This window comes from Micromonospora sp. NPDC000121 (assembly GCF_042899165.1).
In the GTDB taxonomy this organism is placed as follows: Bacteria; Actinomycetota; Actinomycetes; order Mycobacteriales; family Micromonosporaceae; genus Micromonospora.
Genome location: NZ_JBIAZP010000005.1, coordinates 132,488 through 149,126 on the forward strand (window position 1 = coordinate 132,488; position 16,639 = coordinate 149,126).

General features: G+C 76.0%; 15 protein-coding genes. 6 read left to right on the forward strand and 9 right to left on the reverse strand.

Annotation, left to right across the window (positions count from 1 at the left end):
- Positions 1-15: 15 nt before the first annotated feature.
- Both ACFY23_RS16610 and ACFY23_RS16615 read right to left on the reverse strand, forming a co-directional pair.
- Positions 16-678, reverse strand: a complete 663-nt coding sequence (locus ACFY23_RS16610; protein ID WP_350681324.1) for a response regulator transcription factor — start codon at positions 676-678, stop codon at positions 16-18.
- Positions 675-3,026: a histidine kinase gene (locus ACFY23_RS16615; protein ID WP_350681326.1), complete on the reverse strand. Its 2,352-nt coding sequence runs from the start codon at positions 3,024-3,026 to the stop codon at positions 675-677. Before ACFY23_RS16615 ends, ACFY23_RS16610 begins: the two co-directional genes overlap by 4 nt.
- Before the next feature lie 159 nt (positions 3,027-3,185).
- On the opposite strand from ACFY23_RS16615, the gene ACFY23_RS16620 reads away from it, so the two are divergent.
- From ACFY23_RS16620 to dtd, 3 genes are all read left to right on the forward strand, one after another.
- Positions 3,186-4,265: a type II CAAX endopeptidase family protein gene (locus ACFY23_RS16620; RefSeq protein ID WP_350681328.1), complete on the forward strand. Its 1,080-nt coding sequence runs from the start codon at positions 3,186-3,188 to the stop codon at positions 4,263-4,265.
- A 154-nt stretch (positions 4,266-4,419) separates the two neighbouring features.
- Positions 4,420-5,904: a methyltransferase gene (locus ACFY23_RS16625; RefSeq protein ID WP_350681330.1), complete on the forward strand. Its 1,485-nt coding sequence runs from the start codon at positions 4,420-4,422 to the stop codon at positions 5,902-5,904.
- Complete coding sequence (gene dtd, locus ACFY23_RS16630; RefSeq protein ID WP_350681332.1) at positions 5,904-6,326, forward strand: D-aminoacyl-tRNA deacylase; 423 nt, start codon at positions 5,904-5,906, stop codon at positions 6,324-6,326. The genes ACFY23_RS16625 and dtd overlap by 1 nt, the downstream gene beginning before the upstream one ends.
- Positions 6,327-6,416: 90 nt before the next feature.
- Here the strand turns inward: dtd and ACFY23_RS16635 are convergent, their stop codons facing one another.
- Positions 6,417-7,205: a sporulation protein gene (locus ACFY23_RS16635; protein ID WP_350681334.1), complete on the reverse strand. Its 789-nt coding sequence runs from the start codon at positions 7,203-7,205 to the stop codon at positions 6,417-6,419.
- A gap of 258 nt (positions 7,206-7,463) precedes the next feature.
- Between ACFY23_RS16635 and sigB the strand changes: the two genes are divergently transcribed.
- A complete protein-coding gene (sigB, locus tag ACFY23_RS16640; protein WP_387037005.1) occupies positions 7,464-8,480 on the forward strand; it encodes an RNA polymerase sigma factor SigB in 1,017 nt (338 codons plus the stop codon).
- A gap of 100 nt (positions 8,481-8,580) precedes the next feature.
- Positions 8,581-8,988 (forward strand): VOC family protein, encoded by a 408-nt coding sequence (locus ACFY23_RS16645; protein WP_350681336.1) that lies wholly within the window; start codon positions 8,581-8,583, stop codon positions 8,986-8,988.
- Positions 8,989-9,056: 68 nt separating this feature from the next.
- Here ACFY23_RS16645 and ACFY23_RS16650 read toward each other — a convergent pair whose 3' ends face one another.
- The 3 genes from ACFY23_RS16650 to ACFY23_RS16660 are packed head-to-tail and all read right to left on the reverse strand — an operon-like array spanning position 9,057 to position 13,698.
- Complete coding sequence (locus ACFY23_RS16650; protein WP_350681338.1) at positions 9,057-11,612, reverse strand: GNAT family N-acetyltransferase; 2,556 nt, start codon at positions 11,610-11,612, stop codon at positions 9,057-9,059.
- A 25-nt stretch (positions 11,613-11,637) separates the two neighbouring features.
- The gene (locus ACFY23_RS16655) at positions 11,638-12,819 is read right to left on the reverse strand and encodes an acetoin utilization protein AcuC (protein ID WP_350681340.1); all 1,182 of its coding nucleotides are present in this window, start codon (positions 12,817-12,819) and stop codon (positions 11,638-11,640) included.
- 30 nt (positions 12,820-12,849) lie between these two features.
- Positions 12,850-13,698: a sulfurtransferase gene (locus ACFY23_RS16660; RefSeq protein WP_350819105.1), complete on the reverse strand. Its 849-nt coding sequence runs from the start codon at positions 13,696-13,698 to the stop codon at positions 12,850-12,852.
- Positions 13,699-13,795: 97 nt separating this feature from the next.
- On the opposite strand from ACFY23_RS16660, the gene ACFY23_RS16665 reads away from it, so the two are divergent.
- Positions 13,796-14,482 (forward strand): metal-dependent transcriptional regulator, encoded by a 687-nt coding sequence (locus tag ACFY23_RS16665; RefSeq protein WP_350685389.1) that lies wholly within the window; start codon positions 13,796-13,798, stop codon positions 14,480-14,482.
- A 141-nt stretch (positions 14,483-14,623) separates the two neighbouring features.
- Here the strand turns inward: ACFY23_RS16665 and ACFY23_RS16670 are convergent, their stop codons facing one another.
- The 3 genes from ACFY23_RS16670 to ACFY23_RS16680 all read right to left on the reverse strand — a co-directional run bounded on the left by ACFY23_RS16670 (position 14,624) and on the right by ACFY23_RS16680 (position 16,582).
- Complete coding sequence (locus ACFY23_RS16670) at positions 14,624-15,175, reverse strand: hypothetical protein (protein WP_350685368.1); 552 nt, start codon at positions 15,173-15,175, stop codon at positions 14,624-14,626.
- Between the two features lie 96 nt (positions 15,176-15,271).
- Positions 15,272-15,514: a DUF5522 domain-containing protein gene (locus ACFY23_RS16675; RefSeq protein WP_350685369.1), complete on the reverse strand. Its 243-nt coding sequence runs from the start codon at positions 15,512-15,514 to the stop codon at positions 15,272-15,274.
- 78 nt (positions 15,515-15,592) lie between these two features.
- Positions 15,593-16,582, reverse strand: a complete 990-nt coding sequence (locus ACFY23_RS16680) for an asparaginase (protein ID WP_350685370.1) — start codon at positions 16,580-16,582, stop codon at positions 15,593-15,595.
- Positions 16,583-16,639 lie beyond the last annotated feature (57 nt).

Sequence of the window (16,639 nt, forward strand, 5' to 3'; positions counted from 1 at the left end):
CGCCCCTACGCCGGGTCACCGCCGGGTGCCGGGCCGGACCAGCCCGAGGTCGTAGGCGAGGATCGTCGCCTGCACCCGGTCCCGCGCACCCAGCTTGCCCAGCAGGGCGTTGACGTGCGCCTTCACCGTGCCGGTCGCGACACCCAACTGCGCCCCGATCTCCGCGTTGGTCAGCCCGGTCGCCAGCCGGACGAAGACCTCGCGCTCCCGTGCGGTGAGCGCGGCCAGCTCGACAGGCTCCGCCGGCGGGGTGAGCGCCCCGGTGGCGAAGGCGTCGATGAGCCGGCGGGTGACGGTGGGGGCGAGCAGCCCGTCGCCGGCGGCCACCACCCGGATCGCGTGCAGCAGGTCGACCGGTAGGGCGTCCTTGAGCAGGAAGCCCGAAGCGCCCACCCGCAGTGCCTCGAACACGTGGGCGTCCAGGTCGAAGGTGGTCAGCACCAGCACCCGGGGGCCGGCCGGGTCGGCGGTCAGCCGGGCGGTGGCGGTGAGGCCGTCCATCCCCGGCATCCGGATGTCCATCAGCACCACGTCCGGTCGGCTCCGGGCGGCCTGGTCGAGCGCGTCGGCCCCGTCGGCGGCCTCCCCGACCACCGTCAGGTCCGGTTCGGCGTCGACGATCGCCGCGAACCCGGCCCGGACGACCGGTTGGTCGTCCACCACCAGCACCCTGATCATCGCGCCCCCTCCGGCACCCGCTCCCGCCGCTGCCCGGGCCGGGCGGCGGGGGCCACGGGGACCGACGGCAGCGGCAGCCGCGCCCGCAGCTCGCCGCGGCGCAGCGCGAGCCGGCCGCCGAGCGCGTCGACCCGGGCCCGCAGCCCGGCGACGACCAGCGGGTCCGCCGCGGTGGGCAGGCCCGTGACCGACACCCGCAGCTCACCGCCGACCAGCCGCAGCACCACCCGGGCCGGCCCTGCGCCCGCGTCCAACGCGGCCTCCACCAGCCGGTACGCCGACACGTCCACGTCGGTCGGCAGGGCCGGCACGGTCGCCGGCGCGTCCAGCAGGACGTCCCGGCCGCCCGCCTGCCGCGACGCGCAGAGCCCGCCCACGTCGGCGAGGGTCGGTTGCGGGCCGTGCGGCGTCGGTCGCTCGTCGGCACGCAGGTCGTCCAGCAGGCCACGCATCGCGGCCAACGTGGCCCGTGCCTCGACCAGGATCTCGGCGAGCCGGCCCTGGTCGGCGACGACCACCAGGCGACCCGCCCGGTCCAGCACCGCCGAGCGCAGTCCGGCGCCGACCCGCTCCCGCTCGGCCCGGGCGGCCGCCACGGCCCGGGCGGCCGCCGCGGCCAGCGCGTCGTCCTCCCGGCTGAGCACCCGCCGCCGCCGGCCCCGGACCAGCGCGCCGCCGCCCCAGGTCAGCACCATCGGCGCCAGCAGCAGCCCGGCGACGAAGACGGTCATGAAGACGGTGACGGGCACGTGCACGGGCTCCCCGGCAATCGAGCCGTCCGCCGCCGCCGTACCGACCAGGCCCACGGCGAGCACCGTGGCCGCCACCGGCGCGGCCAGCCACGTCGGGCCGGCCCGTCGGGCGTACGCGGCCACGGCCCAGACGGCGGCAAGGTCGGCGAGCCCGGCGGTCAGCAGCACGAACTCCGCACCCCGGGGCAGCCCGACCAGCAGCGCGGTGACCGGCCAGAGCAGCACGGTCCCGGCGACGCCCGCGAACGCGGCCCACGGTCGGCCGCACCGCCACGCCAGCGGCGCGGCGTGCGCCACGGAGAGCAGCAGGAGCTGGAGCAGGACGATCGGGTCGCGCAGCCCCGCCAGTGTGACGTCGGTCTCCACGGAGACGAGCGCCGCCGCCACCGGAAGCACCAGGGCGTTGCCGACCAGCGCGGCGGTCACCAGGGACCGGCCGTTCGCCGACCGGACCGGCGACGGCGGGTTGCCGGGGTCCGTCCCGACCGGCAGCCGTGCCTCGACCCGCCAGCCGTCGCCGTCCGGGCCGGCCCGCAGGGTGCCGCCCAGGGCGGCGACGCGCTCCCGCAGGCCGCTGATCCCCCGCCCCGCGCCCAGCGTGAAGGTGGCCGTCGGCCCCGGTACGCCGGTGTCGGCGACCGTGACGGTGACGGTCCCGCCGTCGACCGCGACCCGGACCGAGACGTCGGCTCCGGCGGCGTGGCGCACCACGTTGGTCAGGGACTCCCGGACGACGGCGTGGACCACGTCGGCCAGGGCGGCCGGTGGTTCCGGACCGGCCCGGTCCAGGCGCACCGGCTGGCCGAGCCGGTGGAAGCCGGCGACCAGGTCGTCGAGACGCCGCCGCAGCGGCCGGTGCACGTCGGTGTCGTCGCCCATCACCACGACCAGGCGGCGCAGCGCGACCAGGGTCTCCCGCCCCGTACGCGCCGCGAACTCCACCGCCTCCGCGGCCAGTTCCGGACGCCGGGCCGCGAGGCGCTCGGCCGCTCCCACCGTCACCACGATGGAGGTGAGGTGGTGGGCGCTGACGTCGTGCAGCTCCCGGGCGAGCCGGTGGCGTTCGGTCTCCGCCGCCTGGCGGGCCTCCGCCTCGACGGCGACGAGCCGGCCGGCCACCGCCGCCCGCCCGGTCACCCAGTGCCGGCGGCTGCGCCCGAGCCCCGCGGCCAGCAGGTAGCCGAGTACGGCGACGACGACCTCCCCCAGGTAGGCCGCGGCCGTGTCGAAACGGGGCAGGTTGACCGACGCCACCCAGAGGGTGCTGGCGGCCAGCGCCACCCGGACCACCCGTCCGGGCGCCCGGACGGCCACGGACCAGATGGCGACCAGCTCGGCCAGGCTGAGCACCAGCAGGTCGTCGGGAGAGGCGCCCAGCCGGCCGAGGGTCTGCGCGGCCAGGACCACGCCCAGCACCGGGAGCGGCCGGCGCTGCCGCCAGCCCAACGCCAGGAGGGTGACCACGGCGGCGACCAGACCCGCCGAGGTCGCCGCCACGCCCGGTGCGTCACCGCTCAGCAGCGGCAGGCCGGGCCAGATCAGGAGCTGGGCGCCGACCAGCGCCGACGGCAGCGACCAGGTCCGCAGGAGAGTCATGATGAGGGAAACCCTACGGAGGCCCGCCGACCGGTCACGTCGCCCGCGGGCACGACGTGGCCTATGCCCCAGGGTGGTGCCGACTTCCACCCCAGGGTGGTACCGAATTTCGGCCCACGCGTCGACCCGGCGGCCCGGCGGCGGCGGCAGGCTTGCCCCATGATCAGTACGACTCCCCCGGGCGCCCCGTACCACCGACTGGCCCGGACCGGCCGGCAGCGGTGGTGGCGGCCGCTCGTCGGCGTCCTCGCCCTGCTCGGCGGCGCGCTGCTCGCCGGCTGCGCGCTCTTCGGCGTCGCCGCCGTCGTGGCCGAGATCACCGGCCGCCCGACGGACGCCGCCGGGCTGCCCGTCTTCGGCCCCGTCGTGGACACCGCCCTGCTGGTGCTGTCGGTGGCGGTGGCCCTGCCGCTGACGCTGGCCGTCACCCGCTGGGTGGAACGCCGGCCGGCCGGCAGCCTCTCCTCCGTGCTCGGCCGGACCCGGTGGCGCTGGCTGGGCACCTGCCTGCTGACGGCCGCCCCGGCGATCACGGTCATGCTGGCCGGCAGCCACCTGCTCCTGCGGGCCACCGGGGACGAGATGGTCCTCGTCGGCCCGCTCGACGCCTGGGTCGGCTGGCCCGGTTTCGCCGCCGGCCTGCTGATGATCGTCGCGCTGGTCCCGTTCCAGGCCGCCGCCGAGGAGTACCTGTTCCGCGGCTGGCTGCTCCAGGCCTTCGGGACCTGGCTGCGCTCGCCCTGGCCGGGCCTGGTCGTGCAGGCGGTGCTCTTCGCCGCGGCACACGGCTGGGGCACGGTCTGGGGCTTCGCCGACCTGGTCGTGATGGGTCTGCTCTGCGGATGGCTCACGGTGCGCACCGGCGGCCTGGAGGCGGCCGTCGCGTTGCACGTGGTCAACAACGTGAGCGCGTTCGGGCTGGCCGCGGCGTTCGGCGGGCTGACCGTGGACGAGACGATGGCCGACGCGCCGTGGCAACTGGTGCTGGTCGACGTGCTCGTGCTGCTGGCGTACACCTGGCTGGTGGCCCGGGCCGCCGACCGGCGCGCGCTGGCGACGGTGACGCCGGGCCCCGGCATCGCCGACCGACCGGGCGACGAATCTGCCGGCCGACCGGGCGACGGGTCCGGCGACGGTCCGGGCGTCGAGTCCGGCGGCCGTCCGGGCGGCGGTCCGGGGGTCGACGGCGGACCGGCCTGCCCGGGCGAACGGTCCGCGTGGCCGGTGGGGGTCGGTTGACGGGCGACCGGCGGGCGGTGGGGCGAGCCGCCCCCGGGGTCGGTCACGCCACGGGCCAGGACGTGGCCGCCGGATGACCGGTCGGCCGGGACGACGGCCCACCGAACTCCCGGGTGGTCGAACCGCGGCGCGCGGCGCCAGGCAGGATGACGGCGTGGACGGACACGACATGCTGCTCTCCCCCGCCGGCGTCGAGGCGCTGCGGACCGCGCTGACCCGGGCCGGGTTCACCTCGAACGGCATCGCCGACCGGCTCGGACCGCAGGCCACCGGGGCGGTGGCCCGCAACGACTTCCGGGCCGCGCTGCGCGCCACCGAGGACCGCGATCCGCTCGGCACGCTGATCCGGGTGTTCATCTGCGAGCAGACCGAGCCGGAGGCGGCCGTGGCCGCCGCGCTCGCGCCGCTGTCGCTGGAGGAGGCGCTCGCCGGGGGCCTGGTCGAGCGGCACGGCGACGGGCTGCGGATGGGCCTGGACCTGGAGCCGTACGGGGACGACTGGTGGGTGCTCGCCGACGTGCCCGCCAGCGCCCGCCCGGGCCGCCCGCTGCACGCCCAGCACGTCCTCGGCATAGGCGGGGCGACCCAGACCCTGATCGGCGCGACCGTCCGCCGGCCGGTGGAAACCGCGCTGGACCTGGGCACCGGCTCCGGCGTGCAGGCGCTGCACCTGGCCACCCACGCCCGGCGGGTCACCGCCACCGACGTCTCCGAGCGGGCGCTGCGCTTCGCGGCCACCACCGCCGCCCTCAACGGCCAGGACTGGGAGCTGCTCCGCGGCGACATGGTCGCCCCCGTCGCCGGGCGCCGCTTCGACCTGGTGGTGAGCAACCCGCCGTTCGTGGTCGGGCCGGGCACCACGACGCACGTCTACCGCGACTCCGGGCGAGTCGGCGACGCGATCGGCGCGGAGCTGGCCGCCGCCGCGCCGGGCCTGCTCACCGAGGGCGGCACCATGCAGTACCTGGCCAACTGGGTGCACGTCGCGGGCGAGGACTGGGCCGAGCGGGTGACCGGCTGGTTCGCCGGCACCGGGCTGGACGCCTGGGTCGTCCAGCGCGAGGTGGCGGACCCGATGGCGTACGTCAACCTGTGGCTCACCGACGTCGGCGAGGGCGCCGACCCGCACCGGATGGCGGAGTGGCTGGACTGGTTCGACGCGCACAAGGTGGAGGCGGTCGGTTTCGGCATCGTCTCGCTGCGCCGCTCCGGCCACGACGACCCGGTGATCCGGGTGGAGGACCTGCGCCAGCGGGTGGAGACGCCGCTCGGCGACCGGGTCGGCGCCTGGTTCGACCGCCAGGACTGGCTGCGCGCCCGCGACGCCGACGGGCTGCTCGCCGCGCGCTACCGGGCGGCCGACGGGCTCCAGCTCCGGCAGGAGGCGACGATGGGCGACGAGGGCTGGGCGGTGGACCGGCAACTGCTGGCCATGCCGCACGGGCTGCGGTGGACGGAGGAGATCGACCCCCTGGTGCTCGCCCTGGTGGGCGGGGCCGACGGGCGGCTGCCGCTGCGTGACCAGCTCGCCCTGCTCGCGGCCGCGCACGACGTCGCCCCCGAGGAGCTGGCCGAGGCCGCGGGCCCGATCGTGGCGCACCTCGTCGAGCGCGGCTTCATCGAGCCGGTGGCCGGCTGATGCGGGCCGTGGTGCAGACCGTCGGCCGGGCGGCCGTGACGGTCGACGGCGAGGTGGTCGGCGCGATCGACGACGGGCTGCTGGTGCTGCTCGGGGTGACCCACACCGACACCGTCGAGACCGCCCGCACGATGGCCCGCAAGGTGCACGAGCTGCGCATCCTCGACGACGAGCGGTCCGCCGCCGACACCGGCGCGCCGATCCTGGTGGTCAGCCAGTTCACCCTCTACGGCGACGCCCGCAAGGGGCGCCGTCCGAGCTGGACGGCGGCGGCCCCCGCCGAGGTGGCGGAGCCGCTGGTGACGGCGGTCGTGGAGGCGCTGCGCGCCCGGGGCGCGAAGGTCGAGACCGGCCGCTTCCGCGCCCACATGCTGGTCGAGAGCGTCAACGTCGGCCCGCGCACGGTGCTGCTCGACCTCTGACCGCCCTGCCTCCTGCCTCTCCTGGTCGGTCAGGCGGATGACGGCAGCGCCGTCACGCCCGCGCCCGCCCCGGAGAGGCAGGAGTAGGCGTCAGGAGAAGAGGCCGCGGCGCTGGAGGGACTGGCGGATCCAGCCGTCGAGCTGGGCCGTCCAGTCGGTGCGCTCGGCGGTGGCGTGGTCGATGGTGAAGCGGCCGAAGGCGTCCCGGCCCTCGGTGAACAGGCCGCCGCGCTTGTCGAGCTCCAGCACCACCTGGATCTGCTGCGGGTCCGTGACGAAGGTGACCTCGAGCTGGTTGATCGCGCCGGCGTACTGCGGGGCGGGGCGAAACTCGATCTCCTGGTAGAAGGGGAGGCTCTGCCGCACGCCGTAGATGTGGCCGCGCTCCACGTCGGCCCGGGCGAACTGGAAGCCGAGCCGCAGGAACGCCTCCAGGATCCGCTGCTGGGACGGCAGCGGGTGCACCGCCACCGCGTCCAGGTCGCCCTTGTCGACGGCGCGGGCCACCTCCAGCTCCGTACGCAGCCCCATCGTCATCCCGTGCAGGTGCTGCCCGTACAGCTCGGTGAGCGGCGTCTCCCACGGCACGGCGAAGCGGAACGGGATGTCGTGGCGCTGGCCCGGCTCCAGCCGGAACGCGCCGGTCGCCGCCTGTCGGTGGAACTCCTGCGTGGTCTCGTAGTCGTTGTCGCCGCTCTCCACCTCGACCCGGGTGACCAGGCCCAGGGACACGTAGGAGATGTCGACGGGGTGCTCGCCGCCGGCCACGTGGACGACACCCTCCAACTGGCCGCCGGGGCGGCAGTTCGGGTTCGCCAGGACCGTTTCCACGGACGGGCCACCCACGCCCATCGCCTGCATGAGCCGCTTGAAGACCACGACACCCTCCAACCTGTTCCGGTGCGCCGACGTCGCCGGCGGCGTCGGCCCCACTGGCCGACCGCTGGCACGGTAACCACCCGCGACAAGGAACGCTCGGCGACGACACGCGCACGGTGAGCAGGCCCCGGACCGGATTCGTGTCGGGTCCCCGATCGCCTCACTCCCGTTTCACGCCCGGCCCGCCAAGCTGTGTGTCACACCGGCACCACTGGGCCGGAACCAGCGGCACAGACGTGGACACGGGGAGAAATCGAGATGGCCCTGCAGATGATGGAGCACCGGATGCGCTCGGCCGGCACCACCGAGGCCGACCACGCCACCGACACCCTGACCGACCTGGACGCCACGGACGAGCGCGGCGTCTCCACGGACCTGGTCCGGGCATACCTGAACGGGATCGGGCGGACGAAGCTGCTGACCGCCGCGCAGGAGGTCGACCTGGCCAAGCGGATCGAGGCCGGGCTGTTCGCGGAGGAGAAGCTGGCGACCTGCACCCCGGTCTCCGCCGAGCTGCGGGCCGACCTGGAGCTGATCGTCACGCAGGGCCGGGCGGCGAAGGACCACCTGCTGGAGGCGAACCTCCGCCTGGTCGTCAGCATCGCCAAGCGCTACACCGGTCGCGGCATGGCCTTCCTCGACCTCATCCAGGAGGGCAACCTCGGCCTGATCCGCGCGGTCGAGAAGTTCGACTACGCCAAGGGCTACAAGTTCTCCACCTACGCCACCTGGTGGATCCGGCAGGCGATCACCCGCGCGATGGCCGACCAGGCCCGCACCATCCGCATCCCGGTGCACATGGTCGAGCAGGTCAACCGCATGGTCCGGGCCCGCCGCGAGCTGTCCGTCTCGCTGGGCCGCGAACCCACCGTCGCCGAGGTCGCCCGGGCCATGGACATCCCGGAGTTCCAGGTGATCGAGCTGATCTCGTACGACCGGGAGCCGGTGAGCCTGGACCAGGCGGTCGGCGAGGACGGCGAGAGCGCGCTCGGTGACTTCGTCGCCGCGGTGGACCCGAGCGCCGAGCCGGGCGACGCCGCCGCGCAGGGCGAGCTGCGCAACGAGGTGAGCATCGTGCTGGCCACCCTCTCCCAGCGGGAGCAGGCGGTGATCCGGCTGCGGTTCGGTCTCGACGACGGCCGGCAGCGCACGCTCGACGAGGTCGGCCGGGAGTTCGGCCTGTCCCGGGAGCGGATCCGGCAGATCGAGAAGGTGACCCTGCTGAAGCTGCGCGACCCGGAGCGGGCGCAGCGCCTGGAGGCGTACGCCTGCTGACGTTCCCGAGCCACGCGAGGCCCCGGCGGTTCGCCGGGGCCTCGCGTGCGTCTGGTGGCCCGGTCCTTGACCCGGGCCACCGGACGGGTTACCAACGGTTGTGAACTGGACTTTGGAAGTGGTGGTGGTGCCGGTCTCCGACGTGGACCGGGCCAAGGCGTTCTACGCCGACCAGCTCGGCTTCGTCGTGGACCACGACACGGTGATCAGCGACGACGTCCGGATCGTGCAGCTCACCCCGCCCGGCTCGGGCTGCTCGATCGTCATCGGCAAGGGGGCGGTGCCGGACATGCCGCCGGGCTCGCTGAAGGGCCTCCAACTGGTCGTGCCCGACCTGCGCCGGGCCCGGTCCGAGCTGGTGGAGCGCGGCGTGGCGGTGAGCGAGATCCAGGTGGTGGGCGAGAACCCGCGCCCCGTGCCCGATCCGCTGGACAACGTCGGCTTCGTCTTCTTCACCGACCCGGACGGCAACGCGTGGGCGGTGCAGCAGATCTCCTCCCGGGCGTGACTGCTCGGCTCCCCGCCGGCTAGGAAGGGCCCCTTCCTCTACCGCAGGCGTGAGGAAGGTGCCCTTCCTTACAGCCGGCGGGGGCCGGTGTCGGGGCGGGCGACGGCGGAGCCGACGCGTACGGTGGCGTGCAGCACCGAGATGCCGTCGGGGCGGGCGAGCACCGGGTTGAGGGTGAGCGCGCGCACCCGGGGCTGCTCGTCGGCGAGCCGGCCGACGCGCAACAGCAGGTCGGCCAGGGCCGCCCGGTCCACCGGAGCCGCGCCCCGGTGCCCCCGCAGCAGCGGCGCCGCCCGTGGCTCGTCGACCAGCTCGGCCGCGTCCAGGTCGGTCAGCGGCACCGCCCGCCAGGCCCGGTCGCCGAGCAGCTCGGTGGCGACGCCGCCCAGCCCGAAGCCGACCACCGGGCCGAACGCCGGGTCCTCGACCAGCTCGACCACGCAGGCCACGCCGGGCGGCACCATCGGCTGCACCAGGACGTCCGCGCCGAAGACCGCCGACATCTCCGCGTACGTGCGGTGGACCGTGGCCGCGTCCGGCAGGTCGAGCCGGACCGCGCCGAGGTCGAGCCGGTGCCGCAGGCCCGGGGCGGCGGCCTTGAGGGCCACCGGGAACCCGAGCCGGGTCGCCGCGTCGACGGCCTCCTCGGCGGAACGCACCGGCACCGACTCGACCACGTCGATCCCGTACGCGGCGAGCAGCCCCATCGGGTCGAGGGCCTCGGGCCGCAGGGCCGCGTGCGCCGCTTCCCGGTCGACCCGGGGCAGCTCCGGCAGCACGCCGGCCGGCCGGCGCAGCCAGTCGGCGTACGTGCCGACCCGGGCGAGGGCGCGGACGGCCTCCTCCACGCTCGGGTACGCGGGCACCCCGGCCGGCGCCCGGCCGACCAGGAACGTCGCCACGGTCGGCTTGCCGCCGGCGAGCGCGGCGGGCAGGGCGGCGGTGAAGTCCGCCTCGGTGTCGGTGAGCTGCCCGGGCAGCGGCGGGGCGAAGACCACCACCAGCGCGTCCACGCCCTCGTCGGCGGCGGTGTCGGCGAGCGCGGCGGCGAACTCGGCCGCCCCGGCGCGCGGCCCGACGTCGCGGGGGTAGCCGCGCGCGACGGTGAGCCCCTGCGCGGCGCAGGCGGTGGCCGCGAGCCCGGTCAGCGCCGAGGAGTTGCCGACCACGCCGACCCGCGGCCCGGCGGGCAGCGGCTGGTTGGCCAGCAGCACCCCGACGTCGAGCAGCTCGGCGACCGTGTCCACCCGGATCACCCCGGAGTGCGCGAACAGCGCGCCGACGGCGACCTCGTCCGGCCCCGCGGAGTCGCCGACGCCGGGCGGGCGGGCCGGCGAGGCGAGCGCCACGACCGGCTTGTCCCGGCCGATCCGGCGGGCGAGCCGGGCGAACTTGCGCGGGTTGCCGAACGTCTCCAGGTACAACATGATCACGTCGGTGCCGGGGTCGTCCTGCCAGTACTGGAGCAGGTCGTTGCCGGAGACGTCGGCCCGGTTGCCGGCCGAGACGAAGCTGGACAGGCCGAGCCCGCGCCGGTCCGCCTCGGCCAGCAGCGCCACCCCGAACGCGCCGGACTGGCTGAAGATGCCCACCCGGCCGGGCACCGGCAGCCGCGGGGCGAGGGTGGCGTTGAGGCGTACGGCCGGGTCGGTGTTCGCCACCCCCAGGCAGTTCGGGCCGACGACCCGCATGCCCGCCGCGTGCGCCGCGCGGACCAGCGCGCGCTGCGCGGACGCGCCGTCCGGGCCGGCCTCGGCAAAGCCCGCGGAGATCACCACCAGGGCGTGCGCGCCCGCGGCGGCGGCGTCGTCGACCACCTCCCGCGCCCCCTCGGGCGGCACCGCCACCACGGCCAGGTCGAGTGGCACGCCCGCGTCGGCCGCCGACGGGTACGCGGGCAGCCCGGCGACCGTCGCCGCGCTCGGGTGCACCGGCACCACCGGGCCGGTGTAGCCGCCGTCGCGCAGGTGCCCGAGCACCGCCGCGCCGACGCCCTGCCCGGTGGCGCTGGCGCCGTAGACGGCGACGCCGCGCGGGGCGAGCAGCCGGGCGACGGAGCGGGCCTCGGTGCGGTGCTCGCGCCCGCGCTGCACCTCCAGCGTGGCGTCGGTGGGCGCGATCGGGAAGGTCAGGTGCACCACGCCGTCGGCGAACTGGCGCTGGACCTGGTAGCCGAAGTCGGAGAAGACCCGCAGCATCGCGCCGTTGGCCGGGAGCACCTCGGCCACGAAGTTCGCGATGCCGGTCCGGCTGGCCGCGTCGGCCAGGTGCTCCAGCAGCACCGAGCCGATGCCCCGGCCCTGGTAGGCGTCCTCGACCACGAACGCCACCTCGGCCTCGGGCGCCTCGGGGCCGAGCCGCTCGTACCGGCCGACGGCCACGATCCGGTCGCCGGCCAGCACCACGAACGCCTCGCGGTCGCGGTGGTCGACGTTGACGAAGCGGTGCAGGTCCCGCTCGGGGATGCGCGGGTACGGCGAGAAGTACCGCAGGTAGCGGGTGCGCTCGGAGAAGCGCGAGTGCATCGCCACGATCCCCGGGGCGTCCGACGGGCGGATCGGTCGCAACTGGACGGTGGTGCCGTCGCTGAGCAGCACGTCCACCGGTGGTTCCACCGTCGTCACCTGTGCGGTCCCTTTCCGGCCCGGCTCAGTCCCGCGGGTCGTGCGGGTCCAGCCCGAACAGCGGGAACGCCGTCTTGCGAGCCGCCGCGATCGCCCGGTCCACCGCGTTCGGCTCGCCGGTCGGCTGCCACGGCTCGTACGACGGGTCGACGTCGTCGGTCATCCGCAGCGGGATCTCCCGGCCCGGCCGGCGCGCGGCGGCCAGCTCACGCCAGGCCGGCGGGGTCAGCGTGGCCGGCGCGATCGGCTCGCCCGTGGCCACGGCGAGCAGGTGCGTCCAGGCCCGCGGCACCACCTCGACCAGCGCGTACCCGCCGCCGCCGGTGGCCACCCAGCGGCCCTCGCAGAGCTCGTCGGCGAGCGCCCGCAGGGCCAGGTAGGTGGCGCGCTGACCGTCGACGGAGAGGCGCAGGTCGGCGAGCGGGTCGAGCCGGTGCCCGTCGGCGCCGCACTGCGTCACCAGCACCTGCGGCCGGTACGCGCGCAGCACCGACGGCACGATCGCGTGGAAGGCGCGTTGCCAGCCGGCGTCGTCCACGCCCGGCGGCAGCGGGACGTTGACGGCGCTGCCCACGGCGCCCGGCCCGCCGGTCTCGTCGGGGAAGCCGGTGCCCGGGAAGAGCGCCAGCGGCGTCTCGTGCAGGCTGACCGTCAGCACCCGCGGGTCGTTCCAGAAGATCTGCTGCACCCCGTCGCCGTGGTGCACGTCCACGTCCACGTACGCGATCCGCTCGGCGCCGAGGTCGAGCAGGCGGGCGATGGCCACCGCCGGGTCGTTGTAGACGCAGAAGCCGGCGGCCCGGGCGGGCATCGCGTGGTGCAGCCCGCCCGCCACGTTGACCGCCCGCCGGGCCTCGCCCCGCCACACCGCCTCGGCCGCGGCCACACTCGCCCCGGCGACCAGCGCGCTCGACTCGTGCATCCCCTCGAAGACCGGGTTGTCCGAGGTGCCCAGCCCGAAGCCGGCGAACAGCGGGTCGCGCGGGGCGGCCCGCACCGCGTCGAGGTAGCGCGGGTCGTGCACCCGGGTCAGCAGCGCGTCGTCGGCCGGCTCGGGCTTGACCAGCCGCACCCCGGGACGCTCCAGCACGCCCAGCTCGCGGGCCAACGCGACGGTCAGCTCCACCCGTACCGGGTCGAGGGGGTGGTCCCCCATGTCGTAGGCGAGCAGGGACTCGTCCCACACCACCACCGTGTCGTCGGGCATGGCCACATCGTCGCACGCGCGGCGTGGCCCTCAGCCCTTGCCGGTGGCCACCGGGCGGGACGGGTCGGCGACCCAGTTGCTCCACGAGCCGACGTAGAGCGCCGCGTCCGGTCGGCCCGCCAGGTGCAGGGCCAACACCGCCTGCGCGGCGGTCACCCCGGACCCGCAGTACGCCCCGACCGGGGCGCCCCCGGCCACCCCGGCGGCGGCGAACCGCTCGCGCAGCGCGTCGGCGGCCGGGAACCGGCCCTCGGCGACGTACTCACCGGCGGGCAGGTTCACCGCGCCCGGGACGTGGCCGGCGACCGGGTCGATCGGCTCGGTCTCGCCCCGGTAGCGGGGCGCGGCGCGCACGTCGAGCAGGACGCCCTCGTCGGCGGCGGCCAGCCGGGCGGCCTCCCCCGCGTCGAGCACCGGCAGCGCGCCGGGGCGCACCTCGACGTCGCCCGGCGCCGGGCTCGGCTCCGCCGTGCTGGTGGGCAGCCCGGCGGCCCGCCACGCCGGGAATCCGCCGTGCAGCAGCCGTACCGGCCGGTGGCCCGCCCAGCGCAGGGTCCACCAGGCGCGGGCGGCGGCCATGCCGTCGCCGCCGTCGTACACCACCACCGGATGACCGGCGCGGACGCCGGCGGCCCGCAGCGCGGCCTGGAGCGCGGCCGGATCGGGCAGCGGGTGGCGGCCGGCCGGGCCGGGCGGGCCGCAGAGCGCGGTGTCGAGGTCGACGAAGACCGCGCCGGGCAGGTGACCGGCGGCATAGTCGTCCCGGCCGGGCGGGCCGGTGAGACGCCAGCGGACGTCGAGCAGGGTGGGCGGGTCGGCGCGGTCGAGTTCGACCGCGAGCCGGTCGGCCTCGACCAACAGATCCTCGGTTCCGGACATGAGGTCAAGTCAACACCATCCGGGCCCGTACCTCGCGGTTCGTCAAGGGTCGTTCGGCCTGCGCCAAGGTAGCATCGTGGACCGGAGGGCCGCTGACGTGAAGCATGATCTGGTCGACACGACCGAGATGTACCTCAAGACCATCCTCGAGCTGGAAGAGGAGGGGGTGCCGCCCCTGCGCGCCCGGATCGCCGAACGGCTGGGGCAGAGCGGCCCCACCGTCAGCCAGACCGTCGCCCGCATGGAGCGCGACGGCCTGCTCACGGTGGAGGGCGACCGGCACCTGGCGCTCACGCCGCACGGCCGCAGCACCGCCGTCTCCGTGATGCGCAAGCACCGGCTCGCCGAGCTGCTGCTGGTCAACGTGATCGGGATGCCCTACGAGGAGGCCCACGAGGAGGCCTGCCGGTGGGAGCACGTGATGAGCGACGCCGTCGAGAAGCGGGTCTACGACCTGCTGAACCGGCCGACGCGCTCGCCCTACGGCAACCCGATCCCGGGGCTGGAGGAGCTGGGCATGCCGGAGCCGGAGACCGCCGAGGCGATCGAGGGTGAGCGCAACCTGGCCTTCCCCGGCCTCTCCGGGCCGGTGGTGGTCCGACGGATCTGCGAGAGCGTGCAGACCGACGCGGACGTGCTCCGCCAGTTGCACGCGGCCGGCGTCGACCCGGGCGCGACGGTGACGGTGGCGCAGGAGCGCGACGGGGTGTCGATCGACCGCTCCGGCGACCGCGTCCGCCTTCCCCGCGAGGTCGCCTCCCGCGTCTTCGTCGCCGCCCACTAACCCACCCACCCCGCACCCCCTACGCCCCCGACCCCCTGACTCGGCGATCTTGCACTTTGCGCCCGGGCATATCCGGCACAAGGAACAGATCGGGGGCCGAAAGTGCAAGATCGCGGAGTTGGACCGGGGCGGCGGGGCAGGTCAGAAGGCGCGGGTGTCCAGTTGCTTGGCCAGGGCGATGAGGGCGTCCGCCAGCTTGTCGGCGTCTGGCTTGGCGGTGTCGCGCGGGGTGGTGTAGCGGAGGGTGGCGAGGCGGCCCTCGGCGGCCAGCCAGCCCACCTCCGCGACCGGGCCTGAGGCGCCCTTGGCCGAGATGGTCTGCCGGTACGCCTTCTGGCCCAGCCCGGTGACCTTGGCCGCCTTCTCCGGCACCACGTCCGCGGTGAAGGTGGCCGCGTCGATCGACGTCTCCGTGACGGTCAGCGCCAACTCCGGCAGGGTGGCCTGCTCGGCCCGCACCACGCAGGTGTGGCTGTCGCCCGTCCTGCTGGCGGCGGCGACGTCGAAGCGGACCCCCGCGTGCTGCTCGATCACGCCGAAGTCGAGCAGTCGGCACGCCCCGCCGGACGAGGCGGCCGCCACGTCGATCGCGATCGGCGCGGGAGGCGGCACCGCCACCGGTTCGGCGGCCTCCGCGCCACAGCCCGTCGCCAACAGTACGGCCACCCCGGCGCCCACGATCCGCCCGCGCACGATCACTCCTCCGCTGTCCACTGTCCACCCCGACGCGTCCGCCGGACACCGTACGGCCTGCCCCGCCCGCGCGGTAGCCCTCGATCAGGCGGGCCGTCAGTCGTCGACGTACGGGCAGTGCCGGCAGCCGCGACCGCAGCAGGTGCCGCGCCGGGCCAGGAACCCCGCGCTCAGCACGAACAGGCCGGTGGTCGGGTCCAGGTAACCGGCCTCACCGGCGGCCAGGGCGGCGGCGTGCGCGGCCAGGATCCGCTCCCGGTCCGGGTGCTCGGGCGGCAGCCGGGACGGGTGCGGCTCGGTCAGCGGCCGGTCCGCCAGCGGTCGTCGCTCTCCGGTCACCGGCGCAGTCTAGAGACGCCGCGCCGATCCCCCGCCGGGGCCGCACGCCTCTCGCCGGACGTGCGGGCGTCGGGGCGGTCAGCCGTGCCGGGCCAGGGCGCCGGCGATCTCCTCGCCGCCCGCGCCGGCAGCGAGCAGCAGCCGCAGCAGCACCTTCGCCTTGTACGGGTCGAGCAGCCCGCCGTCCAGCAGGCCCCGGCGTCGCAGGTCCGTCTCGGAGCCGACCGTTCCGTACGTGTGCCGCAGCACCGAGCCGGCGCCGGTGCGGGACGTGAGCACCACCGGGATCCGCCCGGCCAGCTCGCCGAGCACCGGGGCCAGCACGGCCGGGACGTGCCCGACCCCGAAGGCGGCGACGACGAGCGCGTGGTGGGTTTCGGCGACCCGGTCGAGCAGCCCGCCGTCGTCGTCGAGCGTCACGGTGTGCAGCGCGACCCGGGTGGCGTCGAGCCGCGCCGGGTCGACCGGCGGCAGCGGCTCCCGCCGGGGCGGGCGGGCCAGCACGCGGACGCGCCCCTCGATCACGTGCCCGACCGGGCCGGCGTTCGGCGAGGCGAACGTGCCGGTGCTGGTGCTGTGCGTCTTGCGTACCCAGCGGGCGGCGTGGATCTCGTCGGCGAACGCGACCAGCACGCCCAGGTCGCGGACGGCGGGCGCGGCCGCCACCCGGGCCGCGGCGAGCAGGTTCGCCGGGCCGTCCGGGCCGGCCAGGGTCGGGTTGCGCATCGCGCCGGTGAAGACCAGCGGCGCGGCGTGCGGCCAGACGAGGTCGGCCAGGAACGCCGACTCCTCCAGCGTGTCCGTGCCCTGGGTGACCACCACGCCGGTCGCCCCGTCGGTCACCGCCCGCGAGGCGGCGTCGACCACGTCGAGAAGTTGGCGGTACGTCAGGTGCGCGCTCGGCACCGCGTGGGTGTCGCGGACGTCCAGCGGCAGGCCCAGCTCGCCCAGGCCCGGCACGGCGGCGGTCAGGTCCGCACCGGTCAACCGGGTGACCACCCCGGCCCGGCCGGGGTCCACCCCGCCCATCGCGATCGTGCCGCCAAGGGTGAACAGGGCGATGGACACGTTGGGGCCTCCCGTCCGCCGCCACGGAAGGCGGCCCGCAAGACCGTACCGTCCGGG

Bases quoted from the DNA above. Each gene is read 5' to 3' on its own strand.
- ACFY23_RS16610 (WP_350681324.1), bottom strand. From the start codon at position 678: ATGATCAGGGTGCTGGTGGTGGACGACCAACCGGTCGTCCGGGCCGGG.
- ACFY23_RS16615 (WP_350681326.1), bottom strand. From the start codon at position 3,026: ATGACTCTCCTGCGGACCTGGTCGCTGCCGTCGGCGCTGGTCGGCGCC.
- ACFY23_RS16620 (WP_350681328.1), top strand. From the start codon at position 3,186: ATGATCAGTACGACTCCCCCGGGCGCCCCGTACCACCGACTGGCCCGG.
- dtd (WP_350681332.1), top strand. From the start codon at position 5,904: ATGCGGGCCGTGGTGCAGACCGTCGGCCGGGCGGCCGTGACGGTCGAC.
- sigB (WP_387037005.1), top strand. From the start codon at position 7,464: ATGGCCCTGCAGATGATGGAGCACCGGATGCGCTCGGCCGGCACCACC.
- ACFY23_RS16655 (WP_350681340.1), bottom strand. From the start codon at position 12,819: ATGCCCGACGACACGGTGGTGGTGTGGGACGAGTCCCTGCTCGCCTAC.
- ACFY23_RS16660 (WP_350819105.1), bottom strand. From the start codon at position 13,698: ATGTCCGGAACCGAGGATCTGTTGGTCGAGGCCGACCGGCTCGCGGTC.